Source organism: Photobacterium sp. DNB22_13_2 (assembly GCF_052873915.1).
The window spans coordinates 595,590-618,884 of record NZ_JBNNXU010000001.1 but is presented as its reverse complement, the minus strand read 5'-3'; the positions used below and the strand labels follow the sequence as shown (position 1 = coordinate 618,884).

Annotated in this window: 20 protein-coding genes; 14 read left to right on the top strand and 6 right to left on the bottom strand. The window is 48.7% G+C overall.

Features of this window, described 5'->3' with window-relative positions; translation table 11 throughout:
* Nucleotides 1-5 precede the first annotated feature (5 nt).
* On the top strand, nucleotides 6-308 hold the full coding sequence (locus ACVA58_RS02645) for a VF_A0006 family four-cysteine protein (RefSeq protein ID WP_446508891.1): 303 nt from the start codon (nucleotides 6-8) through the stop codon (nucleotides 306-308).
* A gap of 67 nt (nucleotides 309-375) precedes the next feature.
* Here the strand turns inward: ACVA58_RS02645 and znuB are convergent, their stop codons facing one another.
* Together znuB and znuC are read right to left on the bottom strand one after the other, a co-directional pair.
* A complete protein-coding gene (gene znuB, locus ACVA58_RS02640; RefSeq protein ID WP_446508890.1) occupies nucleotides 376-1,161 on the bottom strand; it encodes a zinc ABC transporter permease subunit ZnuB in 786 nt (261 codons plus the stop codon).
* Entirely contained in the window at nucleotides 1,154-1,939 is a 786-nt protein-coding gene (gene znuC / locus ACVA58_RS02635) for a zinc ABC transporter ATP-binding protein ZnuC (protein WP_446508889.1), read from the bottom strand. Before znuC ends, znuB begins: the two co-directional genes overlap by 8 nt.
* 93 nt (nucleotides 1,940-2,032) lie before the next feature.
* Here znuC and znuA point away from each other — a divergent pair, with 93 nt between their 5' ends.
* The 5 genes from znuA (at nucleotide 2,033) to ACVA58_RS02610 (ending at nucleotide 10,083) form a co-directional block, all read left to right on the top strand.
* Nucleotides 2,033-2,977: a zinc ABC transporter substrate-binding protein ZnuA gene (znuA, locus tag ACVA58_RS02630; protein ID WP_446508888.1), complete on the top strand. Its 945-nt coding sequence runs from the start codon at nucleotides 2,033-2,035 to the stop codon at nucleotides 2,975-2,977.
* A gap of 190 nt (nucleotides 2,978-3,167) precedes the next feature.
* Nucleotides 3,168-6,974 (top strand): ATP-binding protein, encoded by a 3,807-nt coding sequence (locus ACVA58_RS02625; RefSeq protein WP_446508887.1) that lies wholly within the window; start codon nucleotides 3,168-3,170, stop codon nucleotides 6,972-6,974.
* Nucleotides 6,975-7,334: 360 nt separating this feature from the next.
* A complete protein-coding gene (locus ACVA58_RS02620; RefSeq protein WP_107350234.1) occupies nucleotides 7,335-7,562 on the top strand; it encodes a FeoA family protein in 228 nt (75 codons plus the stop codon).
* Nucleotides 7,562-9,841 carry a Fe(2+) transporter permease subunit FeoB gene (gene feoB, locus ACVA58_RS02615; RefSeq protein ID WP_446508886.1) on the top strand — a complete coding sequence of 760 codons (2,280 nt, stop codon included), beginning with the start codon at nucleotides 7,562-7,564 and terminating at the stop codon, nucleotides 9,839-9,841. The genes ACVA58_RS02620 and feoB overlap by 1 nt, the downstream gene beginning before the upstream one ends.
* Complete coding sequence (locus ACVA58_RS02610) at nucleotides 9,838-10,083, top strand: FeoC-like transcriptional regulator (RefSeq protein WP_428653301.1); 246 nt, start codon at nucleotides 9,838-9,840, stop codon at nucleotides 10,081-10,083. The genes feoB and ACVA58_RS02610 overlap by 4 nt, the downstream gene beginning before the upstream one ends.
* 49 nt (nucleotides 10,084-10,132) lie before the next feature.
* Here the strand turns inward: ACVA58_RS02610 and ACVA58_RS02605 are convergent, their stop codons facing one another.
* On the bottom strand, nucleotides 10,133-10,567 hold the full coding sequence (locus ACVA58_RS02605; RefSeq protein ID WP_446508885.1) for an HIT domain-containing protein: 435 nt from the start codon (nucleotides 10,565-10,567) through the stop codon (nucleotides 10,133-10,135).
* 318 nt (nucleotides 10,568-10,885) lie between these two features.
* Here ACVA58_RS02605 and ACVA58_RS02600 point away from each other — a divergent pair, with 318 nt between their 5' ends.
* Nucleotides 10,886-11,491, top strand: a complete 606-nt coding sequence (locus ACVA58_RS02600) for a DUF924 family protein (RefSeq protein ID WP_446508884.1) — start codon at nucleotides 10,886-10,888, stop codon at nucleotides 11,489-11,491.
* Between the two features lie 80 nt (nucleotides 11,492-11,571).
* Here the strand turns inward: ACVA58_RS02600 and ACVA58_RS02595 are convergent, their stop codons facing one another.
* A complete protein-coding gene (locus tag ACVA58_RS02595; protein WP_446508883.1) occupies nucleotides 11,572-12,591 on the bottom strand; it encodes a GGDEF domain-containing protein in 1,020 nt (339 codons plus the stop codon).
* Between the two features lie 123 nt (nucleotides 12,592-12,714).
* Nucleotides 12,715-14,445: an arginine--tRNA ligase gene (argS, locus tag ACVA58_RS02590; protein ID WP_446508882.1), complete on the bottom strand. Its 1,731-nt coding sequence runs from the start codon at nucleotides 14,443-14,445 to the stop codon at nucleotides 12,715-12,717.
* A gap of 423 nt (nucleotides 14,446-14,868) precedes the next feature.
* Here argS and ACVA58_RS02585 point away from each other — a divergent pair, with 423 nt between their 5' ends.
* Nucleotides 14,869-15,459: a VOC family protein gene (locus tag ACVA58_RS02585; RefSeq protein WP_446508881.1), complete on the top strand. Its 591-nt coding sequence runs from the start codon at nucleotides 14,869-14,871 to the stop codon at nucleotides 15,457-15,459.
* 121 nt (nucleotides 15,460-15,580) lie between these two features.
* Here the strand turns inward: ACVA58_RS02585 and purU are convergent, their stop codons facing one another.
* Complete coding sequence (gene purU, locus ACVA58_RS02580; protein ID WP_107350225.1) at nucleotides 15,581-16,414, bottom strand: formyltetrahydrofolate deformylase; 834 nt, start codon at nucleotides 16,412-16,414, stop codon at nucleotides 15,581-15,583.
* 462 nt (nucleotides 16,415-16,876) lie between these two features.
* On the opposite strand from purU, the gene ACVA58_RS02575 reads away from it, so the two are divergent.
* From ACVA58_RS02575 to fadD, 6 genes are all read left to right on the top strand, one after another.
* Entirely contained in the window at nucleotides 16,877-18,835 is a 1,959-nt protein-coding gene (locus tag ACVA58_RS02575; RefSeq protein WP_446508880.1) for an ATP-dependent DNA helicase, read from the top strand.
* Nucleotides 18,836-19,537 (top strand): tRNA (adenosine(37)-N6)-threonylcarbamoyltransferase complex dimerization subunit type 1 TsaB, encoded by a 702-nt coding sequence (gene tsaB, locus ACVA58_RS02570; RefSeq protein WP_446508879.1) that lies wholly within the window; start codon nucleotides 18,836-18,838, stop codon nucleotides 19,535-19,537. It begins immediately after the preceding gene.
* A 77-nt stretch (nucleotides 19,538-19,614) separates the two neighbouring features.
* Nucleotides 19,615-19,896, top strand: a complete 282-nt coding sequence (locus tag ACVA58_RS02565; RefSeq protein WP_446508878.1) for a hypothetical protein — start codon at nucleotides 19,615-19,617, stop codon at nucleotides 19,894-19,896.
* 89 nt (nucleotides 19,897-19,985) lie between these two features.
* On the top strand, nucleotides 19,986-20,540 hold the full coding sequence (locus ACVA58_RS02560) for a Slp family lipoprotein (RefSeq protein WP_446508877.1): 555 nt from the start codon (nucleotides 19,986-19,988) through the stop codon (nucleotides 20,538-20,540).
* A gap of 6 nt (nucleotides 20,541-20,546) precedes the next feature.
* Nucleotides 20,547-21,461, top strand: coding sequence for an alpha/beta fold hydrolase (locus tag ACVA58_RS02555; protein ID WP_446508876.1), 915 nt, complete (start codon nucleotides 20,547-20,549; stop codon nucleotides 21,459-21,461).
* Between the two features lie 110 nt (nucleotides 21,462-21,571).
* On the top strand, nucleotides 21,572-23,257 hold the full coding sequence (gene fadD / locus ACVA58_RS02550; RefSeq protein ID WP_446508875.1) for a long-chain-fatty-acid--CoA ligase FadD: 1,686 nt from the start codon (nucleotides 21,572-21,574) through the stop codon (nucleotides 23,255-23,257).
* Nucleotides 23,258-23,295 lie beyond the last annotated feature (38 nt).

The window sequence follows — 23,295 nt, the reverse complement described above, 5'->3', positions numbered from 1 at the left end:
TGAAAGTGAATAAGTTAACCTTGCTGCTGTTCGTCGCTTTAGGCTCAGAGATGTGTTTGGCTAAAGAAGACAAGGAAGGCTATGAAACCTGCATACTTGAGCATGTCTCACTGGCTGAAAATGGTACTTCAGCCAATCTGATGACCAACGCCTGTCATCGGCTCTACGTCGATAACTTTATGCTGTCAGACAAAGACCAGGCTTACTTCCAATGCCTTTTAGATTATCTACCGGAGACCAAGCACTTGCGTACCGCTATGCAGGTAAAAAGTACTTGTAATAGCCGTCATCGGAGCTTGTTCAATTAACTGATTGGCAAAGGATGCTGGAAAGCAGCAGGCGAAGGTCCAGCTGCTTTTCATTGGCTGTGTATGATTAGGCTTCGCTACGTTTGAATTGGCTAACCAGGAATAGAGCGGCAGCCGACACCACGACCGAAGGGCCTGCTGGTGTATCGTAATGCCACGACATGGCCAAACCGCACATGACGGCGATGATACCGAGGGCGGATGCCAGCGCTGCCATCATTTCAGGACTGCGTGAGAATTTGCGTGCTGTCGCGGCAGGGATGATCAGCAGGGAGGTAATGATCAGCGCACCAACAAACTTCATCGCAACAGCAATCACCATACCCACCATGATCATCAGCAGCAAGCGCATTAGATCGACATTTACCCCTTCGACTTGTGCTAACTCTTCATTGATGGTCATGGAGAGTAATGGTCGCCATAAGGTGATTAGCATCGTCATCACAATCGCGCCGCCACCATAGATCCACAGTAGATCAGAAGGTGTGACCGCGAGTAAATCACCAAATAAGTATGACATCAGGTCGATACGGACATGATCAAGGAAGCTGACAGCAACCAAGCCAAGTGACAATGCACTGTGTGCAAGTATGCCGAGTAGGGTGTCGGTAGCCACATATTTTTGTTTTTGCAGGCCGACGAGAATAACCGCTAATGCCAGACAGCAAATGAGCAGTGCAAGGTTTAGGTTGATGTTGAACAAGAACCCAAGCGCAATACCCAGTAATGAGGCATGAGATAGGGTATCACCGAAATAGGCCATTTTTCGCCAAACGACGAAGGAGCCTAGTGGGCCGGCAAGCACGGCGATGCCAATGCCCGCAATCAGTGCGGGCAGCAATAAATCAAGCATTGTTTATCTCTTGTTGTTCTGAATGCTGGTGTTCATGCTGGCAGGGACCGACTGGGTTGCCAGATAAATCATGCTCATGGTTATGGTGGTGTTGATATAGCGCCAGTTGTTCGCATTGGTGGCGGCCAAACAGTGCAACATACGATGGATGACTGGTGATCGCCTCTGGTTCGCCAGAGCAGCAAATATGATGGTGCAGGCAAATAACATGATCGGTTTTTGCCATTACCAGGTGCAAGTCGTGAGAGACCATCAAAATGGCGCAGTTAAGCTTATCACGCAGGGTTTGGATCAGGCTGTAAAGCTCTAGCTGACCATTGACATCAACCCCTTGCACTGGCTCATCAAGCACCAGCAAGTCTGGTTTTTGCAGTAGCGCTCTTGCAAGCAATACGCGTTGCATCTCACCTCCGGATAGCGAGTGCATATTGCTATGGTGCAGGTGCTTACCGCTGACAAGTTCGAGGGCCTCGATACGCTGTGCTTCCTTGTAACGGCCTGCTAAGCGCATGAAGCGGTCAACACTAAGCGGAAGTGTGTTGTTGAGTGCCAATTTTTGCGGCACATAGCCAATACGGAGTCCTTTCTGGCGAATAATGTTTCCTACTGTTGGTTTGGTCAAACCCGTGATGACTTTGACAAGTGTCGACTTGCCGGCACCGTTTGGGCCAATCAGGGTTGTGATCTGTCCCCGTTCTAACTTTAGGGAAACCTGATCCAGCACATGCCTTTCCGAGTACGTGACTGTGACCGACTGTAATTCAACTAAGGAGGTCATATATTTCTTTGCTTAGATATTTGCCAAAGTGAGATGTTATAATATAACATCTTTGGGAAATGTTGTAATCAAGAATTATTCAGGGAAACTTATATGCGCCGTTTATTCCTTACATGTAGCACTCTTGGCTTGCTGTGTTCACCTTCACTTCACGCTCAAGACCTAAAAGTGGTGTCGACCGTGAAGCCAATCACTATGATTGTCCAGGAGTTAACCCAAGGGGTAACGTCGACAGAGACACTTCTACCAGCAGGTGCATCACCACATGATTATGCGCTGCGTCCTTCGGATGCGAGGAAGTTGAACGATGCAGACTTGGTCATTTGGGTTGGCCCTGAACTGGAGAGGTTCCTGACGAAAATCCTTGAAGATAAAGAAAATGTCCTGACGTTGACAGCGCAAGCCAGTATTAACTTTCGCCACTATGGTGAAGCTCACGATGAACACGGACATGATGAACACGCAGGCCATGATCACGACGACCACGGTCATGACGATCACGCAGGCCATGATCATAGCCATGATGGTATTGATCCACACCTATGGTTAGGCCCTGAGCAGGCAATTCAAGCTGCACAAGTGATCACTGACAAACTGGTAGCACTTGACCCTGCCCATAAAGAAAAATTCGAAGCAAATCTCGCTAATTTTGTTGAAGAAGTGAAAGCGGCGATGGTGTCTATTGAGCAAACATTAGCCCCGGTAGCTGATAGTGGATATTTTGTCTTCCATGATGGCTATGGCTATTTCGAAGAGCAGTTTGGTCTTAACAACCTTGGTCACTTTACCGTTGAACCTGACCGCCGACCTGGTGCTAAGACTTTGATATCTATTCGTACTTCATTGAAAGATCAGCACGCGCACTGTGTCTTCAGTGAGCCTCAGTTCTCACCTGCAGTGGTTGACAGCGTGGTAAGAGGGACTGGGGTCAATATTGGAACGTTGGATCCAATGGGGACCGATATTGCTTATGGTGATGGTAGCTATGTGGAGTTTCTCAATACACTGGGCAACAGTTTTAGCCAATGCCTGAAATAAATATACCCGAGTAACCGCACGGTGCAGCGGGTTGCCTGCGCTAATTAGCATGAGAATGATAAAAAACGCACTCAGGTGCGTTTTTTTTTATGCATCTTGCCTCATTTTATAAATGTCAGCTTATATTAAAACGGTCAATACTGCATAATAAACGGGTTTTTCGTGAGGTTGGAATTTATTTTACGCTGTTATGGACAGACGATTATTACTTGTGGCCTTTATCTTGGTCATGGGACTGGCTAATTCGGCGTCAGCTATTGCCTCGAGTTACCTCTTCCGCTCAATGTCGGAACTAAACGGGTCAAGTACACTGTCCGTTCGTAAAATCATCAATGATTCTAATAAGGGGCTGTGGCTGGTCGATATCCGTGGTCAACTACAGTTTTATGATGGCTCGAACCTCAAGCTCGCGCTTGACAGAGAAGGCAAGCCGATCACCGGTGTGACCGACATGGCTGTGGTGAACAAAACACTGTGGTTGGTCAAAGACAGCCATGCCTACTCCTACTCCCCGCAACTTGCCCAACTGGAAAGGCACAATATTAGCCAGATCCCGATTGAGTCGGTGGTTCAACTGGGCAATGATGCTTGGTTTGCCAATCGCCGTGGGTTGTACCGCCTTTCGGAGGCCGAGCCGAATGTAAAATTCTTGCCTTTTCCCCACCCGATAAAGCTATCGGGGTTATATGTGGCCGACCATCATCTGTATGTTGCTGCTCAGAAAGGGGTCTATGAATACCAGTCACCGGAGTTACCACCCACGAAAATACTTGATGATCACCATGTTACGGCTGTGGAGCAAGATTTACTCGGAGAACTATGGTTTGGTACGCGGGGAGGGGTAATCAAAGGCAAGGACGGCGCGTTGCAGTATCTCGATGGTCAAGAGACAGAAAGGGCTGTACTTAGCCTGCAAGCAACCCCGGAGGGCATGTGGGTTGGCAGCACTATGGGGCTCTTTTTGATGGGGCTGGACACCGCTCAAAAACAACATTTTATGCCCTCTGACTACGATAATTATGCACTTCCTGGTCGTCGTGTGTTGGATCTCCATCAAGATCTTCAAGGGAACCTATGGGTTTCTACCTCAAAGGGGGTGAGCCAGTTACCAGCGGGTTCTCATCGGCTAAACCGGATACGGTTGGGTAAAGGGAAGATAGATGCTGGTTTGATTACCGATGTTGCCTATGCCAGCAATGGTCATTATTGGTTGGCGACCGATAATGGTTTATTTGAACTTTCTCCAATGTTCGATGTTGTCCAGCATATCTCAGACTTAGGAGCAATCAAGCAGATGATTTTGTCTGAGGGTCGACTTTGGATATTGTCTGATGATGAGTTGGTGTTTTATGAGATTGGACAGTCCCGTATACAGCGCATTAGCATGCCGCAAGAGATGCAAGGTCAGACAATAAATCGAATCGTAGTGGATCATTTTGGTTCGGTTTGGATAGGGGCTGAAAACGGGCTGTACCGATATTGGTCGGAGTTCAGAGAGTGGATGCCTTTTGGCAGCCATTGGTTGAGGGATCCGGTGGGCGGCGAGCAGATCACTAGTATCGTGGAAGACAGTGAATATCAGGTCTGGGTAGGTACAACCTATGGTATGTACAAGTTTGATGCTGGTATGCTCCATTTTGTACCGGGTACTGCTGAGCATGGGGGGATCGTTGATATTTATGAAGATCGCATGGGGCAGTTGTGGGTGGCGACGAATTATACACTGCTGGTATCCCAAGGCCTGAAGCCTATCAAACTGCAAGAAGTCCATCTTTCGTCTGACCTTGTTCGGCCATATTGCCTAGCTGGTGGCAGTAATGGAGTGTGGATTACCTCAAGTAATGGACTTTCGTTTGTCAGCTATTATGCAGATTTAAAACAGCACTTTGGCTTCGATAGCGGGTTACTGCCTGATGATGTGGGCTCCCGTGCCTGTGTGCAGGATGACATGAATGCATTGGTACTCGGATATCGGCAAGGGCTGTTGAGTATTCCTGATGAGGTATTGTTTGACGAATATACCGTTGAGCCTGAATTGTCACTTAGCGCGGTATGGGTTGATGATGATATTTGGCCGTTGGGAGATTCCTGGGGCCAGCTGAGACGGTTGCCTTATGGATCGACAATTGCCTTTAAGCTCGAGACCATGCCGTCACGCTCACTCTTGTATCAATATCGTTTGGTTGATGAAAACGAACAGGCTGGAGAGTGGCAAATTGCAACGCAGCCACTGTTATCCGTTGGGGCCTTGTCTGCCGGACGTTACACATTGGAAGTTCGTCGGGTTAAGCCATCTGCTGACGAAGGGGGCGAGCTGAGCTATGTATTCACCGTTCAATCTGCCTGGCGGGTTTATCAAGCGTTGATAGGCTTTGTGGTCTTATCGGTCTTGTTACTGGTGTTGCTGCTCTTCTACTGGCGGAGTAGAGTTTTTCGGGATCAAGCGCAGCAACTCAAGCAGGCCGTTTTTCATAAAACGGCCAAAATTGAATTGCAGAAGAAACAACTCAATGCGAGTAATGTGCATTTGCAGCGGATATTGGATGTTAGGCAGCATATCATGGCGCACCTTTCCCATGAGTTGAGATCCCCATTACAGCTTTCGCTCGGTTTGCTGTCAGATCTCCGACCGTATTGTCAGACCCCGAGCAAGATTGATATTACCGAAAGGAATATAGCCCACGCCTTGTACGTTACTGAACAATTGTTGGCCCGCGATGTTTTTGCGTTGGTCGAACCTGACAAAACGTGTGAACAGTTGGTCAGCCCGATTATTCAAGCTTGTTGTATGAGCTGGCAAATCGAAGCCGAGAAAAAGCAGATAGCCCTTTGTCTTGAAGAGCATATCTCAGCTGAGACCTGCATTGATCTTGCCCCTTATCACCTTGAGATCATGATGGGCAATTTATTATCCAATGCAATGAAATACACTGATAGCAAAGGGGGGATCACTGTCAATGTGAAGGAGCAGGAACAACAACTGGTTATTTCGGTCAGTGATACCGGACGTGGAATGTCAGAGCAGACCAAAGCGCGTTTGTTTGATAGCTATTATCAGGAAGAACCTCAATATAGCTCCGAAGGGGGCTTTGGGTTGGGGCTGAGCTCTGTTAAGCAACTGGTCGAGACATATCATGGGACGATTTCGGTAATTAGCTATCAAGGCGTAGGGAGTGAATTTATTATTCGATTGCCATTAATCGCCAGTCCCTCAGGGAGTTCAATACAAAAAGCCCAGAAGGCGTCACCAGAATCACGTTTTTGGGTTATGGCCATCGGTGAAGAGACAGATGTGGATAGTGAGTGGAGCAAATGGTTATCTGAGCACTTTCATGTTACTCATACTCGGGGAGATTATGAAGATCTAATGTTACTTGATGGCCCCTATCCGGATGTTTTACTCGTTGATTTGTCAGTGCTTGAGCCGAGTGATGAAGAGTTGCTAAAGGGTTTAAAGAATGATTTTTTTGGTAATAATGGACCTTTGATGGTCGTTGTCAGCAGCGCGACAAAAAGTCATGAAAATGATCTTCACTCACTCAGTTGGGCCGATAGAGTATTGACGAAGCCATTACAAGCGCAACCAATGTTTGCTGAAATTGACCATTTACTCAGGCAACAGCAAGCAGGTCTATGGAAGGGATCATCCGTAGAGGAAGATCAAGGTAGTCAATGGCAGGATAATGTCCAGTCTTTGGTTTCGGGTCATTTTCACTACCCAGATTTTGGCACCTCAGCTGCAGCCAAGACGCTTCTGATGTCGGAACGGACTTTCCAGCGTCGTTTCAAACAGGAGTTCGGTGCACCTTTCAAAGACTACGTTACTCAGTTTCGTTTTGAACAAGCGGCGGTAATGCTTAGGCAAGGAGACAAGGTATCAGATGTTGTTCTTGCATGCGGGTTTAAGGACGCTTCCTACTTTACTGCTAGGTTCAAGGCTTACTGTGGCCAATCACCTTCCGATTTTGCCTGCGGCGGCTTCTCTGATGAAGAGTAGCGCATGATATGGCTGGTGGGTCATCTCTCGTGCCCAATGTATTCTTCCTTATAATGCTTATTTTCCCCAAGCGACGTAATGTCGCTTGGGGATATGTAGACCGCTACATATGAACGCGAACAACCCACTCCTCACCGTTACAATACAGCATTACCCTAAAAGCATATTTGTGTTGATGCTTTCAGCAAAATAATCAAAAGCCGAACAGTTAGGTTTTAAAATGTGCCTCCTGTCAATTTTGCAAACAATGAATGCAAAAATGAGGGCTTTTTTTTGATTTAAAACAACAATCAATGTGTTTCAATCTGTAACATTGTAAGCACTAATGCTAATTATTCTTATTTAGGGTAGCGATTTAGAATGAAACTGTCAGAAATGTCATGCGGGGCCGAGGGAAGGGTTACCAGTTTAGCTGGCTTACCAGTCGCTACCCGTAAAAAGCTCATGGTAATGGGGATGCTGCCGAATACACCTGTGAGTGTTATTCGTGTTGCGCCTTTAGGGGACCCTCTGCAGGTGCGAGTGCGTGGTGTAGACATCGCATTGCGTAAACAACTAGCAGAAAGCATTGATGTGGAGGTGAACTGATGCAGTACAGTATTCTGACAGTAGGTAACCCTAACAGCGGTAAAACAACCTTGTTCAACGGCCTGACAGGGGCCAAGCAGCAGGTTGGTAACTGGGCTGGGGTAACCGTAGAAAAGAAAACAGGCCGTTACGAGTGTGCTGGCGATAGCTTTGCGTTAACTGATCTTCCGGGTATTTACAATCTTGATAGCGCCAACGACGTCAATAGCTTGGATGAAGCGATTGCTTCCCGCGCTATCTTGACCATGCCGGCGGATGTCATCATCAACGTGGTTGATGCTTCTTGCCTTGAGCGTAGCCTGTACATGACCCTTCAGCTGCGTGAGTTGGGCCGACCAATGGTTGTCGTGCTGAACAAGATGGATGTGCTTGAACGCCAGCGCCAGAAATTGGACATCAAAGGGCTCGAAAAAGCGTTGGGTTGCCCGGTATTGAGCCTGTCGGCAAATAACCTCAAGCAAGTGACTGAATTTAAAACCCATCTGCACAAAATGCTGGCTCAGGGTATTGCGGTTAACGAACTAACACTGGATTACGGTCCCCAATTTGAACAAGCTATTACTGAGACAGAAACATTTTTTACCGCTGATCAGCTAAACAGTCGCGCGCAAGCAATCAGGGCGCTGGAAAATGACACCTTAGTGATAAACGGACTTTCTGAAGAGCAGAAAAATCAGGTATGCAATGTTCGCAATAACTTGATGGTTGACGTTGATCCGGATATACAAGTTGCCGATGTCCGCTATAGCTACTTGCATCAACTTTGCAGTAAAGTCCGCCGTCAGGAAGGCAAGCTGAGCCGTAGCCTGAGTGACAAAATTGACAGCGTATTGCTCAACCGTGCATTCGGTATCCCCTTCTTCTTTGTGGTGATGTACCTGATGTTCATGTTCTCGATTAACATCGGTAGCGCCTTTATCGACTTTTTCGATATCAGTGCTGGTGCGATTCTGGTGGACGGCGGTCATTACCTGCTTGATGATCATCTGCCAGTATGGCTTGCCACTGTGATTGCTGATGGTATCGGTGGCGGTATCCAGACAGTAGCAACATTTATTCCAGTCATTGCTTGTTTGTACCTGTTCTTGGCAATGCTTGAGAGCTCTGGCTATATGGCACGTGCAGCTTTCGTTCTTGATAAGGTAATGCAGAAAGTCGGCTTGCCGGGTAAAGCTTTCGTACCATTGGTACTGGGCTTTGGCTGTAACGTACCGGCAATCATGGCGACCCGCACTCTAGAACAAGAGCGTGAGCGGAAACTGGCAGCCGCGATGGCGCCATTCATGTCTTGTGGTGCACGACTTCCGGTTTACGCGCTATTTGCCGCTGCTTTTTTCCCTGAAAACGGTCAGAACGTGGTGTTTGGATTGTACTTACTGGGTATTGCGGCAGCGGTTCTGACCGGTTTGGTTCTACGCCATACGATTTACCCGGGTAGCAGCGATAGCTTTATCATGGAAATGCCAGACTACGAGATGCCGACACTGCGTAATGTGGGTATCAAAACTTGGCAGAAGCTGAAGAAATTTGTGTTGGGTGCCGGTAAGACCATCGTCGTGGTTGTGGCTATTTTGAGCTTCTTCAACTCATTGGGTACTGATGGCTCGTTCGGTAACGAAGATACGCCAAACTCGGTACTGGCAAAAACAGCTCAGGTAATTACACCGGTATTGGCACCAATTGGTGTGAAGGAAGATAACTGGCCTGCAACCGTGGGGATTCTGACAGGGATCTTTGCCAAAGAAGCGGTAGTTGGTACCTTAAATAACCTATATGCGCCAGCTGAAGGTGAGGAAGAAGCCGAGTACGACTTGGTGGGAAGCCTGCAAGAAGCGGTAGCGAGTATTGGTGATAACCTGTCTGGGCTAAGTTATTCTGACCCGCTAGGTATCGATGTCGGTGAATTAGAAGATACAGCGGCGGTTGCAGAAGAGCAGGAAGTCGATGCATCAATCTTTGGTAACATCCAGGCGCACTTTGTGAGCTCGGCAGCGGCAATGGCATACCTGATCTTCATTTTGCTCTACACGCCTTGTGCAGCAGCGATGGGTGCCTATGTGCGTGAATTTGGCCAGAAGTACTCGCTGTTCATTGCGTCATATACCATGTTACTGGCGTATACCTTTGCGACTTATTACTACCAGATCGCTCACTTTGCCGATCACCCGGCAACGAGCATGATGTGGATTGGTTTGTTCACGGCTATCAATGCAGGCCTGTTTATTACCTTCAAGCGTAAGGGACAGCAAGTGCAAACTGAGGAGCTAGTCACCCTATGATCCTGCAGCAGCTGAAACAATATATTGAGCAACACGGTCGCGCCAGCCGCAAGGCATTGGCGATGCGGTTCGGGATGTCCGAAGACGGCGTCGAGGCCATGCTGGAGGTATGGATCCGCAAAGGCAAGTTGGGCAAGGAGCTGATCGGCTGCGACAGTGATGGGTGCTGCCAGGGCGCGCAAGAGATCTGGTATCGTCCGCTCAAGAGTGATGAGCTTTCAGTCACCGTTATGCGTGGCTAACAAGTTACTGAAAAGAAAAAGGCAACCTGCGGGTTGCCTTTTTTTTACCTTATAATTCCTCGACGCAGAAACCGTCGATGTGGCTCAGCTCGGCCCTTAATTCTTCGGTAAGAGCTTGTTGCAGAGTTTCGTCGCGCTGGGTGCCATCGGTATTGCCCCAGATAGGGCCCGGCCAAGCAACATCATTCTTGAAGCGGGCAATATGGTGGACATGCAGTTGCGGGACAAGGTTACCCAAGGCTCCGATGTTGATTTTGTCGGCCTGATAATCTTTTTCTAGCACCGTCGCTACCGCGCAGGACTCTTTCATTAATTGAAGCTGTTCGGTTTCAGGCAGGTGGTGGATTTCGCACAGGTCTGCTTTACGGGGAACCAATATTAACCAAGGGCCTAGCGCTTCTTTGGAAAGCAAAACCTGACACAGAGGAAGGTTACCAACAACAGTAGTATCTGCGGCCAGTCTCGGATGAAGTGAAAATTGCATGGGGCGATTCCTTAATTGTATTGTGCAGCTCACATGCTGAGATATTTGCCAACAGCCCAAAATGTGCTTTGGGGTAGGATATACCCAAGTAACCCTCTGAATCCTGCACCTTGAGGTAACTTGGGTATATAGGTATCAGGAGCTGCACTGATGACAGTAAGATAGTGTGAATATAATGCAGTAGCAATGCTTTCTGCCATGGTAGTCGGTAATTTAATTGCGCGTAAGTGAAATAGGTTGTGATCAGAAAGTGGGTTCAGGTTTATCCGCGTTGAAGAATCAGCGGTATCGTGACGAAATTCTAGATAGGAGTGAGACATGGGTGCTCAATATCAAGATGTGCTGGACTTTTGGTTCGGCGAGATAGGTGAAGAAGTAACGGTCACGGATCGGAATAAACTATGGTTCCGTGGTGGGGAAGAAACGGATCAACTTATCGCAGAACGTTTCCAGCATCAAGTGAGCCAGGCTGGGCTAGGTGAACTAAGCGCCTGGACCGAGGAACCAAGAGGAACTCTCGCGTTAATTATTCTGCTCGATCAATTCAGTCGTAATATTTACCGCGGCTTAAGTGCTGCATTTCGCTATGACTCACTGGCTCTGGCCCTGTGCAAGCGGGGCTTGGCAAAGAATCAAGATTTGGCACTTACACCGATAGAGCGGGTGTTTTTCTACTTGCCTCTTGAACATTCAGAAGCGATTGAGGATCAGGAGGAAGCGGTATTTCGTTTCGACCGTTTGATGCACGCTGTCAGCCCTGCACATGCTGATATTTTCGAAGGGTTCTATCAATATGCAGTCAGCCATCATGATGTGATTAAGCGCTTTGGTCGCTTCCCGCACCGAAATGCTGCTTTTGGTCGCTTATCGACCCAGGAAGAGCTGGGGTGGCTGCATAAAGGTGGCCAGCGGTTTGGTCAGTAGCCAAGGGTTCGAGGCGGTCAGCCAATCAGCTGGCTTATCGTTATAGCATGTTTCGTTGGATTTTATTGGACGGTGTTAGGCTAGGAAATCGGCAGTACACGGTTTCGACCTAGCTGTTTGGCTTGGTTGAGGAAGTGATCGGCGCGTTCGATAAGTGCCATACTGTGTTCCCCTTCCTGGGAGCTACTGAGCCCAAAAGAGGCGGTCACTGAATTGATCCGTTGTCCGGACCTCTTGTCGAGTACCGATATCTTCTCAATGGCCCTACGCATGGTTTCCGCTTGCTGGCGGGCTGAAGGCAGTGATTTATGTGGCAGCAAAATAGCAAATTCCTCCCCTCCGAAACGGTAGGCTTTGGCATAATCACGGCAGCACTCCGCTAACCTTTTGGCTACCATCTTCAATACTTGATCGCCCATAAGATGGCCGAACTCATCATTGAAGAATTTGAAGTGGTCAATGTCTAGCAAAATCAGGCTGATCGGGATCTGGTTGTCGAGATAGCTCTGAATATCCTGATCAAAGGCACGGCGATTGTAGAGTTTGGTTAATGCATCTTCATTGGCCTGTTGTTGACTTTTATTAAGCGCAGCCCGCAAAGTTCGGATCTCTTGCTGGGCAGAGTCGAGTTGGCCTTTGAATAGCCCTGTTGACTGACGCATCTGCTGTGACTCGCGAAGCAGTTCGCGAACTAAGCCAACGGTTTCTTCAAGGGATACCCCTTCTTTTCCAACCTGCTCCAGCCGGCCGAAAGTTGACTCTAAGGCATTGTGGAAACTGTTGGTATCCGACAGGGTATCAGCCATGCTGTGCGAGAGCTCCTGCATCATAGCTGTGAGGCTAAGCTTGAGTTGTTTGACGTCGCTATCGGTTTGGCTGGCAAGATGGTCTTGATAGAGGGTTTCGCACAACGTCGGCGTACAATGGCCGATTGCCTCGATACCACTATCGAGAGCCATATTGAGCGGGGGGTTTTGCTGAGAGCTATAGGTGTACCACAGAGCATAATTGGTTGGGGTGGTGGGGACCTTATGCTTAATCATCAGGGGAACGGCTTGTTTCAAGATCTCCGTTGATTTCGCAAAGCTGTCGTTACTCATACCTAACATCCATTATTACGGGTCTTCTGACGCAACTTGGGTATAAAGAATAAAAAAGCCTTCTAAGGATACCTTAGAAGGCTATGAATTATTAGGTGTTTATCGAATTATGTCAGCGTTTTATTACATGCGCTCAAGAGTTTCGATACCCAGAAGATCCAAGCCTTGCTTGATTGTTTTAGCTGTCAATAGTGCCAGTTTTAGGCGGCTCTGCTTGACGTCTTCTTCAGCGTTCAGGATTGGACAGGCTTCGTAGAAGCTTGAGAACTTACCAGCAAGCTCGAATAGGTAAGTACACATCAAGTGTGGCTGACCTTCACGAGCAACATTTTGTACCGCTTCTTCGAACTGAAGTAGGGTAGAAAGCAATGCTTGTTCTTTCTCGTCGTTAATCACGACAGGGTGAGTCAGATCAGCAAGCTCAACATCTGCACGTTTGAAGATAGAAGCGACACGGGTGTATGCGTACTGCATGTATGGTGCAGTGTTACCTTCGAAGGCTAGCATGTTGTCCCAGTCGAAGATGTAGTCAGTCGTACGGTGCTTAGACAGATCCGCATACTTAACTGCAGCCATTGCAACCGTGTTGGCAATGTTGGCTTTCTCTTCAGCGTCTAGATCTGGGTTTTTCTCTTCGATCAGTTTTGCAGCACGTACTTCTGCTTCGTCAAGAAGGTCGGCTAGGCGAACGGTACCACCAGCACGGGTTTTGAATGGACGACCGTCTTTACCTAGCATCATACCGAAAGCATGGTGCTCAAGGCTTACCGCTTCTGGAACGTATTCAGCTTTACGGACAATAGTCCAAGCCTGCATTAGGTGTTGGTGCTGACGGGAGTCGATGAAGTAAAGCACACGGTTTGCACCAAGCTGCTCGTAACGGTATTTGGCACAAGCGATATCAGTGGTGGTGTAAAGGAAACCGCCGTCGCGCTTCTGGATGATCACACCCATAGGCTCGCCGTCTTTGTTCTTGTACTCTTCGAGGAACACAACTTGTGCGCCGTCATCTTCAACCGCTAGACCTTTTTCTTTTAGGTCAGCAACGATGCCAGGCAGCATGTCGTTGTACATTGATTCACCCATCACGTCATCACGGCTTAGCGATACGTTTAGGCGGTCGTAGTTGCGCTGGTTCTGGATCATGGTGACATCAACCAGCTTCTTCCACATATCAGCGCAGTACTCGTCACCACCTTGTAGTTTAACTACGTAGTTACGTGCGCGTGCTGCAAACTCGGCATCTTCGTCGTACAGCTTTTTTGATTCGCGGTAGAAAGCTTCTAGATCAGAAAGCTCCATAGAGACTTCACCAGACTCTTTCTGTACACGCTCAAGGTTAGCGATAAGCATGCCGAACTGCGTACCCCAGTCACCGATATGGTTAGCACGGATCACTTTGTGACCTAGGTGCTCAAGGGTACGTACCACTGCATCACCGATGATGGTTGAACGTAGGTGACCTACGTGCATTTCTTTAGCAACGTTTGGCGCAGAGTAATCAACAACAATAGTTTGCTGTTCTTCAGTTGATACGCCTAGGCGTTCATCTTTCAGGGCATTTTCCGCTTGCTCGGCAAGCCATGTTTTGCTCAGGAAGATGTTGATAAAGCCAGGGCCGGCGATTTCAACTTTTTCAGCGATACCGTCAAGGTCTAGCTGTTCGATAACTTTTTGTGCGAACTCGCGAGGGTTAGTACCCAGTTTTTTGGCTACGCCCATTACACCGTTGGCTTGGTAATCACCAAATTGCGCTTTCGCAGACTGGCGAACTGCAGCAGGGCTGCCGGCAGGTGCGCCTGCGGCTTCTAGCGCCTGAGATACTTTATCATTAATGAGTGCTTGAATGTTCACACGCTTATCCTTTAAATCGTTTGTAACGCCAATAAGTAATGCAAATTGGCGAGGCAAAAACGGCACCGTATTCAAGGGATATAACCGTCAAAAATAATCACGATCATTGGCCTATAAAGATAGCACCAAGTGATAATTTATTTACGTGAGTATTTTTGACGGGGCCGCCTCAGAAGTGGAAGAGGGGAGACATCTTGAATACGCTGGTTGCATTGCCCTAATAATACCCACAAATTTAGGTGGTTTGGCAAGCCGTAAAGACAATAGATTGCGATTTTTTTTTAATATCCATAGCGGGGTGAAAAATATGCAGGAGTCTAGCAAGCACAAGGGCTTTGCCGATGCGAATAGGGCTGTTGTCAAGCCGAAAACTATGGATAATTATGCGTTCAATCGCTCATCGTGAATAATCGGAGAAAAGACATGCACAAGCTAGAACAAAAAGGTCTGTTACCAGAGCAAATGTTGGCCCAGTTACCCACTTTCATGGCGAAAATTGAACGCCTTGCCGAAGAGTTGGGCCTATCGCTTGCCGGTTACCAAGCGGACCATATTGCTTTGCGGGTCAACGATTGGGAGGTTGCAGAGCAGTTGCACAAGGCGTGGTCGGCTTATGGCAAGGAGTGGTCGACCAATGAAATCAACGGCCGGCCGATTGTGGTGATTGGTTTTGATACCCCGCTTAGCTGCGGTCCTTGGCAGATCGAAGCGCTGGAATTACCGTATCCGGGGGAGAAAGCATATCCACAAGAGGGGTGGGAGCATGTCGAATTTGTGATCCCATCAAAGGCTGGCGATACCGATGCGTTGAAGGTCTCTTTGGATCAAACGTTTCCTGAGTTAGCGAGTCAGTGGGATAAATTAGCTGGCAAGGGTATTAAGGTCAAAGCGAGCAGCCCGTCAGGTGAGAAAGAGCGCCTTTCCAACCCAACATATGCTTTCAAGCAGGGTGGGGTTTGTATCAAGCTGCACCCGCATTCACTAAAAGCCGTAATTGAGAGTGAGGTAGAGTAAAACTTCAAAAAAGCATGCGGTTATTTTTGCCCGGACCATTTAAGGCCCGGGTAAGTTTTGACCTTGTTCCACGCTACGTACCGTTAGCTGGCAACGATAGAGTTAAAAGGGTATGGGTGAATCATAAGATCACGGTTCGGTTCCCGTGAACAAAAACCCGATCATCAATCACTAAGCCTAGGGCTTTACTCAGCACCGACTTTTCAACATCTTTGCCTGCTCGTGCCATGTCTTTGGCACTGAAGTTATGGTCAACCGGAATCACGTTCTGGGTAATGATCGGGCCCTCATCAAGGTCGTTAGTCACAAAGTGGGCAGTGGCTCCGATAATTTTCACCCCGCGCTCAAAAGCTTGCTGGTACGGTTTGGCACCGATAAAGGCTGGCAGGAAGCTATGGTGGATATTGATGATTTTATGGGGAAACTGGGCAACAAAATTCGGCGTGAGGATACGCATGTATTTGGCCAGCACCACATAATCCGGCGTGTACTGCTGCACTGTTTCAAGCAATAGGGCCTCATGCTCGTCCCGGCTGATCCCTTCATGGCTGATATGATGGTAAGGAATGCCAAAGTTGCGGGCGAGCTCAGCCAAATGATCGTAGTTGCCGACAATAGCGGCAATTTCGATATCGAGTGTGCCATCAAAGGTTTTGACCAGAATATCACCCAAGCAGTGAGCTTCTTTGGTCACCATGATCACAATGCGTTTACGCTCTGAGCCGATCAGACGTCGTTGACTCCCTTCAGGCAGTGCACGGTCCAGATCGAAAAGGAAGGTTTCGTCATTGAAGTAGCCTTCCAGTTCGGTGCGCATAAAAAACTGGCTATGGGAATGATCGACAAACTCATTATTGTGAACAATATTGAGCTGGTGCTTGTAACAGATGTTGGTGATTTTGCTGATCAGGCCCATTGCATCCGGGCAATCGGTCAGCAGGGTTTTCTTTTCCATGTTCTTCCTTGCACTAAAATATATAAATCCTTTCTTTTATTTACATCGGATCGTTTTCAGGGTCAAAACATAAATAGTGAGTAAATGGATTTATTACTTTGTACAAAGTGGCATTGACGATGTACTTAATAGTAACCCAGCGGTTGATCTGGCAAGAAAAAGTGTCCCGGTAGCCTCTCAACATTACACCGGCTGAGTGGCAACATATGGTGTACTACTTACCGGTGTATTCATAAATATGAGCTCCCTGAAAAAGAGCAGCAAGAGTTGTTGGCTATTGTCGAGTCCACCAAGGCAGACATAGTGGCAGCCGAATACCGACGTTTGATATTACACGCGGCGGCTGGAATAAATCATGGCTGCTAAGTGGGAATATTGGCATAATGACCGGTCATCCGACGGTGTTGCCTAAAGCCCGTTTTCCTAAAGCAGATAGTCGAAAGCCTAGATATTCAAAAGCCTATGATAGCCAAGTTTTTTGCCTCCGGCGGTGCGTTAGATAAAGCCATCCCCGGGTTCCAGGCCCGCCAACCGCAAATTGATATGGCGCAAGCCGTGGCCGATGCCATTAAGACCGAGAGCCAGCTTGTTGTTGAAGCGGGAACGGGAACCGGCAAGACGTTTGCTTATTTGGTACCCGCTTTGGTCAGTGGTAAAAAGACCATAATTTCTACAGGTTCCAAAAACCTGCAGGAACAATTGTTCCACCGGGATTTGCCGTTGATGGCGGATGCCCTCGGTTTTACCGGTCGGGTGTCTCTGCTCAAAGGGCGGTCGAATTATTTATGTCTCGATCGGCTGAGCCGTCAAATCACTGAAAGTCACGGCGTTCATACCGATCCGAAATTACTGAGTCAGCTGGTTCAGGTTCGGAGCTGGTCGTCGTCGACCAAGAGCGGTGATTTGGGCGATTGTGAAGATATTGCCGAAGACAGCCCGGTGATCCCGATGATCACCTCGACCAATGAAAACTGTCTTGGCCGGGAGTGTCCATCCTATGAAGACTGCTTCGTGGTCAAAGCCCGCCGTCGGGCAATGGACGCCGATGTCGTGGTGGTAAACCATCACCTGTTTCTGGCCGATCAGGCGATCAAGGAAACCGGCTTTGGCGAGTTAATTCCTGAAGCAGAAGTTTTCATCTTTGATGAAGCGCACCAGATGCCAGATATTGCCAGCCAGTACTTTGGCCAAAGCCTATCAAGCCGCCAGATCCAAGAGTTGGCGAAAGATGTCGAGATAGGCTACCGCACCGAAGCCAAAGATATGCGCCAGCTGCAAAAAACCGCAGACAGGTTGCATCAAGCGGCGGCAGATATGCGTATTGTGCTTGGTGAGCCTGGTTTTCGTGGCAATTGGCGCGAAGCGATAACCAGCCAGGCGATTCAACGTGAAATTACCCGTTTGACTGATGCTCTGGATCTAACCCATGAAGTACTGAAGCTGGCATTGGGCCGGAGCCAGTTGTTGGATGCAGCTTTTGAGCGGGCGACCTTGATCAAGGCGCGGCTAGAGCGGGTCTGCGATACCAGTATTACGGGCTATTCCTACTGGTATGAATGTACCCCGCGTCATTTCAATCTGCATATTACGCCATTGTCGGTCGCCGATAAGTTCAACGAGCAAATCGAGCAGCAGGGTGGGGCATGGATCTTTACCTCGGCGACCCTTGCCGTGAATGATGACTTTAGCCATTTCAGCCAGCGTCTGGGACTCAAACCCAAACAACAGTTTTCGCTGGAAAGCCCCTTTGATTACCAGCAACAGGCCTTACTGTGTGTGCCCCGCTTTTTGCCTGAGCCTAATAGTTTTGGTATTGCTGACAGGCTGGTGGAGATGATGGCCCCTGTTATTGAAGAGAACCAAGGGCGCTGTTTCTTCTTGTGTACCTCACATCAGATGGTTCGAGAGTTGGCCGAAGGGTTCCGGGCCAAGCTCGATCTTCCCGTATTGGTGCAGGGCGAAACGACCAAGCAGAAGTTGCTGGCGGAATACCTTGAGCGGGGCAATGCCTTATTGATAGCGACCGGTGCCTTCTGGGAAGGCGTGGATGTTAGAGGGCAGGCCCTAAGCTGTGTTATCATTGATAAATTACCCTTTACAGCACCGGATGATCCGCTGCTGAAAGCGCGCATAGAGGACTGCCGTTTACGTGGCGGAGATCCTTTTGCGCAAGTACAGATCCCGGATGCGGTGATCACCCTCAAGCAAGGGGTCGGTCGACTTATTCGTGATACACAGGATAAAGGTGTTCTGGTGATCTGTGACAACCGGTTAGTAACGCGTCCTTATGGCGCGGTCTTTCTTAACAGCCTGCCGTCTATCCCGCGAACTCGGGATGTTGTTAGCGTCGGGCAATTCTTATCTTCGGTTAATGGCCGCCAAGAGCCTGCCACAACCGAAGAACAGCATTCAGAGGCTTGAATGAGCAACAAAATTCTTGCAGTAGATACTGCAACCGAAAACTGTTCCGTAGCCCTGTTGGTGGGCGATGAAGTGATTTCTCACTGTGAGTATGCGCCACGTGAGCACACCACTAAGGTGCTCCCTATGGTAGATAATGTACTGGCACAGGCTGGCCTTAAATTAAACCAACTTGATGCTCTGGCTTTTGGCCGTGGCCCAGGTAGCTTTACCGGGGTACGTATCGGCATTGGTATTGCTCAGGGGTTGGCATTTGGTGCAGATCTGCCGATGTTAGGTATCTCGACCTTGGCCGCGATGGCACAGGGCACATATCGCCAGCATCAGGCCGAGCAGGTTATGGCAGCCATTGATGCCCGTATGAGTGAAATCTACTGGGGCCAGTACCGCCGTCAGGCAGATGGCGATTGGGCTGTGCTAGGCAGTGAGTTAGTGATTAAGCCTGAGATGCTGATCACGCAACTGCCAGTAAGTGAAGGCCAGTGGTTAACGGCCGGTACAGGTTGGGAAAGCTATGCTGACCAACTGGCACAATTGCCTGTTGAAGCCGTATCTGGTTCAGTACTTTACCCGGATGCCGCAGATATGGTGCATTTAGCCAAATATGCATTGGCTCGTGGCGAGGCCGTGATAGCCGAGGAAGCTAGCCCGGTGTACCTTCGTGATACAGTCACCTGGAAAAAGTTGCCGGGTCGCGAGTAATACGCTTGCCTCATTGCCGTGTATGCATACTATGGTTGTAGCATACTCGGCAATCAATTGGATACTGGACGTTTCCTATGGTTTCTATTCAGCGCCTTCCTGTCACAATACCCCAAACGCCTTCAAAGACGAAAGTTATCCGCGCCTCTGTTCAGGGAGCCGGTGAACCTACCCCTGTTGCCAAAGCCGTTGCTCAATCAGTACGTGATCCTGAGTTGCTAAGCGCAGCCCACTCTCATATTCAGTATGATCAACCTGAAGGTAAAAACCGCCAGGCGTTGCAGAGCTATATGGGGGTAATGCACCAGCAAAAGCGAGATGAACTCTCAATGCTGGTCGGGGTCGATGTCTATGTTTAATACCATGTCTGTTTGGAATAAGCCGTGTGATTAGTTACCTGAAAGTCAGGGAATTGCTTGGATATTCATCATTTACAATGGAGTTACCGATGTTTAGGAAGCTAATCGTTGGGTTGCTTGCTGCGACTATGATAGGCTGCGCCGCGGTGCCAGAGGCCCTCATGACCGATAGTGATGACCCAATCACAGATGTCACGGTGCTGAAGGATCCTGCAGGCCAAGATTTTGGTCAGGCGATCCGCCTCGGCGGAGTGATTGCAGCAATAGATAACGGTGAGCAGAAAACCCGGTTGGAAATCGTTGCTATGCCAATTGGCAGTGACGGTAAACCCAAGTTAGGTAGAAGTGCCCAACAGCGCTTTGTCGCGTATGTTGATGGTTTCCTCGAGCCGATTGAATATCACCCTGGGCGATTGGTTTCTGTCGCGGGGCGCGTTGATGGCGAAGAAGAAGGCAAGGTTGGCGAGTATAACTACCGTTTCCCGGTGGTAGCCGCTACCGGCACCCAATTGTGGCAAGTGAAGCAGGAAGTCTGGATCGATGATTTTGACCGCTTCAGGAACTGTGTTGGTTTACATTGTTCACCCAGCCTTATTAACAATGGTTTCTCAAGGGCTGAAGTCAGAGAGCGGGTGACCAAGTAGATTACTATGTATCAAATAGAGTTTCAGTTGGCCGAACAGCGGCTGTCAGGACTAGCCTCGTTTTCTGCCCCATTACCGATAGAGAACAAAGCCCAGTTAAGCGCTGTTTTAACGCAAAAGCCAGTCATGGTGATGCTGCATGGTTGGCAGGATAATGCAGCAAGTTTTGCCCCTTTATTTGGCAAACTGGCCGAGCATTTCCATATCATTGCCATAGATTGGCCCGGACACGGGCTGTCGGCACCGAGAGCGGCAGATAATTTCTATCACTTTTACGATTATGTCGATGATTTGGCTCAACTGGTCGCTTTAATAGATCAGCCGCAGGTGGTGCTTGTTGGTCACTCTATGGGGGCTTTAATTGCAATGTCTTATGCTGCGGCGTTTGCTGATAAGATCGCCTCTTTGGTGCTGATTGAAGGCTTGTCTCCGTTATCACAGGCGGCGGAAAACGCTCCGGAACGACTACGCCAGGGTATTGAAAGCCGGCAGCGTTACCGTGCAAGGGCGCATCAGCGGCAGAACCGTTCCATGGCGTCTTTTCAGCAGGCGCTGGATCTCCGTTGTGCGGTCAACGGCCTACGGCCTGACCAGATCAAGCCAGTGGTAGAGCGCGGTGTTTTCCAGCGTGATGGGCGTTGGTATTGGCGCCATGACAACCGCCTGAGGTGTGAGTCGTTATACCGAATGACACCAGAACAGATCAGTGCCTTGGTGGCATCGGTGAAATGCCCGGTGTTATCGCTCATCGGACAAACCGGTTATCGGCAGCTGAAAATGACTCAGTCTCAAGCCCAAGAATGGCAACAACTTGAGCAAGTAGAGATTGCTGGTGGTCACCACTGCCACCTTGACAGCCCTGAAAGGGTGACAGATGGGATATTGTTGTTTAGCTCAAATTTTAATGCATTGGCCAAGTAGGCCAGTGTTACTTGTATGTTAAATGTGCTGTAATGCGACGTAACCACATGTTTTAATTACCCGTTAGCACAGTATAGGCACCATGCCAAAATCAATAAGGAGAGTGCAAAGTGGATAAGGTTTGGCTTAACCGCTATCCGGAAGATGTACCGGCTGAAATTAACCCGGATCAGTATCCGTCATTGGTTGAAATGTTTGAGCAGTCAGTACAGAAGTACGCTGATCAGACGGCATTCATCAATATGGGACAGGTCATGACCTTCCGTAAACTGGAAGAGCGTAGCCGTGCTTTTGCCGCCTACCTGCAAAATGAACTGAAGGTGAAAAAAGGTGACCGCGTGGCGGTGATGATGCCTAATTTACTTCAGTATCCTATTGCCTTGTTTGGTATTTTACGTGCCGGTTGTGTGGTGGTGAATGTTAACCCACTTTATACTCCGCGAGAGCTTGAGCACCAGTTGAACGACTCCGGTGCTAAGGCTATCGTCATTGTTTCTAATTTCGCCCACACTCTAGAAAGCATTGTTAAAAACACCAGCGTTGAGCATGTGGTACTGACTAGCTTGGGTGACCAGCTGTCACGCCCGAAAGGGACATTAGTTAACTTTGTCGTGAAATACATCAAGAAGATGGTGCCTAAATACCACCTTCCGCACGCGACTTCTATGCGTATGGCCCTGCGAAAAGGCCGCCGCATGCAATATGTTAAGCCGTTTATGTCTGGCGAAGATACTGCTTTCTTGCAGTATACCGGTGGAACAACGGGCGTAGCCAAAGGTGCGATCCTAAGTCACCGTAATATGCTGGCTAACGTGATGCAGGCTAAGGGAGCTTATGGTCCGGTTCTGACCGAAGGTCGCGAACTGATTGTAACAGCGTTGCCGCTTTACCATGTTTTTGCCCTGACCGTGAACTGCTTGTTGTTTATTGAAATGGGTGGACGTAACCTGCTGATCACCAACCCGCGTGATATCCCGACGTTTGTTAAAGAGCTGCAGCGCTATCCGTTCACGGCCATCACCGGTGTTAATACCTTGTTCAACGCGTTGGTCAACAATGAAGATTTCCATGAAATTGACTTTAGCCAGCTTCGCCTTTCGGTAGGTGGCGGCATGGCGGTACAGCGTGCTGTAGCTGAGAAGTGGAAGCAAATTACGGGCAACTACTTGCTGGAAGGCTACGGCCTGACTGAATGTTCACCGTTGGTGGCCGCTTACCCGTATGATTTGACCGACTATAATGGTTCTATCGGTTTGCCTGTACCTTCTACAGAGGTCCGTATGGTTGATGACGAGGGGCAGGTACTGGGTAATGACCAGACCGGTGAGCTTCAAGTCCGTGGTCCTCAGGTGATGCAAGGTTACTGGCAGCGCCCAGAAGCGAGCAAAGAAGTACTGACCGAAGACGGTTGGCTATCAACGGGCGATATTGTCCGTTTTGATGATGAAGGCTTCTTGCACATTGTTGACCGTAAGAAAGACATGATTTTGGTGTCAGGCTTTAACGTCTATCCGAATGAAATTGAAGATGTCGTTGCCCTCAACAGCAAAGTGTTGGAAGTGGCAGCGGTCGGTGAACCTCATGAGGTGTCTGGTGAGTTGGTCAAGATCTGCGTAGTTAAGCGCGACGCTAGCCTAACCCGCGAAGAGCTGCTTGAGCATTGTCGTGAACACCTGACCGGTTACAAAGTGCCGAAAATTGTTGAGTTCCGAGATGAGCTTCCAAAGACCAATGTCGGTAAGATCCTCCGCCGAGCATTGCGTGAAGAGTCTGCTCAGCAAAGCCAGAGTGCGTAAGCGCATCGTGAATTAATACAAAGAATGCCGGCCTCAAG

Excerpts from the sequence above, each read along its gene's own strand:
- ACVA58_RS02610 (WP_428653301.1), top strand. The coding sequence starts at position 9,838 with ATGATCCTGCAGCAGCTGAAACAATATATTGAGCAACACGGTCGCGCC.
- znuC (WP_446508889.1), bottom strand. The coding sequence starts at position 1,939 with ATGACCTCCTTAGTTGAATTACAGTCGGTCACAGTCACGTACTCGGAA.
- purU (WP_107350225.1), bottom strand. The coding sequence starts at position 16,414 with ATGGAAAAGAAAACCCTGCTGACCGATTGCCCGGATGCAATGGGCCTG.
- ACVA58_RS02605 (WP_446508885.1), bottom strand. The coding sequence starts at position 10,567 with ATGCAATTTTCACTTCATCCGAGACTGGCCGCAGATACTACTGTTGTT.
- ACVA58_RS02575 (WP_446508880.1), top strand. The coding sequence starts at position 16,877 with ATGATAGCCAAGTTTTTTGCCTCCGGCGGTGCGTTAGATAAAGCCATC.
- znuA (WP_446508888.1), top strand. The coding sequence starts at position 2,033 with ATGCGCCGTTTATTCCTTACATGTAGCACTCTTGGCTTGCTGTGTTCA.
- ACVA58_RS02585 (WP_446508881.1), top strand. The coding sequence starts at position 14,869 with ATGCACAAGCTAGAACAAAAAGGTCTGTTACCAGAGCAAATGTTGGCC.
- ACVA58_RS02565 (WP_446508878.1), top strand. The coding sequence starts at position 19,615 with ATGGTTTCTATTCAGCGCCTTCCTGTCACAATACCCCAAACGCCTTCA.
- ACVA58_RS02595 (WP_446508883.1), bottom strand. The coding sequence starts at position 12,591 with ATGAGTAACGACAGCTTTGCGAAATCAACGGAGATCTTGAAACAAGCC.
- ACVA58_RS02555 (WP_446508876.1), top strand. The coding sequence starts at position 20,547 with ATGTATCAAATAGAGTTTCAGTTGGCCGAACAGCGGCTGTCAGGACTA.
- ACVA58_RS02560 (WP_446508877.1), top strand. The coding sequence starts at position 19,986 with ATGTTTAGGAAGCTAATCGTTGGGTTGCTTGCTGCGACTATGATAGGC.
- feoB (WP_446508886.1), top strand. The coding sequence starts at position 7,562 with ATGCAGTACAGTATTCTGACAGTAGGTAACCCTAACAGCGGTAAAACA.
- ACVA58_RS02625 (WP_446508887.1), top strand. The coding sequence starts at position 3,168 with ATGGACAGACGATTATTACTTGTGGCCTTTATCTTGGTCATGGGACTG.
- znuB (WP_446508890.1), bottom strand. The coding sequence starts at position 1,161 with ATGCTTGATTTATTGCTGCCCGCACTGATTGCGGGCATTGGCATCGCC.
- ACVA58_RS02600 (WP_446508884.1), top strand. The coding sequence starts at position 10,886 with ATGGGTGCTCAATATCAAGATGTGCTGGACTTTTGGTTCGGCGAGATA.
- ACVA58_RS02620 (WP_107350234.1), top strand. The coding sequence starts at position 7,335 with ATGAAACTGTCAGAAATGTCATGCGGGGCCGAGGGAAGGGTTACCAGT.
- tsaB (WP_446508879.1), top strand. The coding sequence starts at position 18,836 with ATGAGCAACAAAATTCTTGCAGTAGATACTGCAACCGAAAACTGTTCC.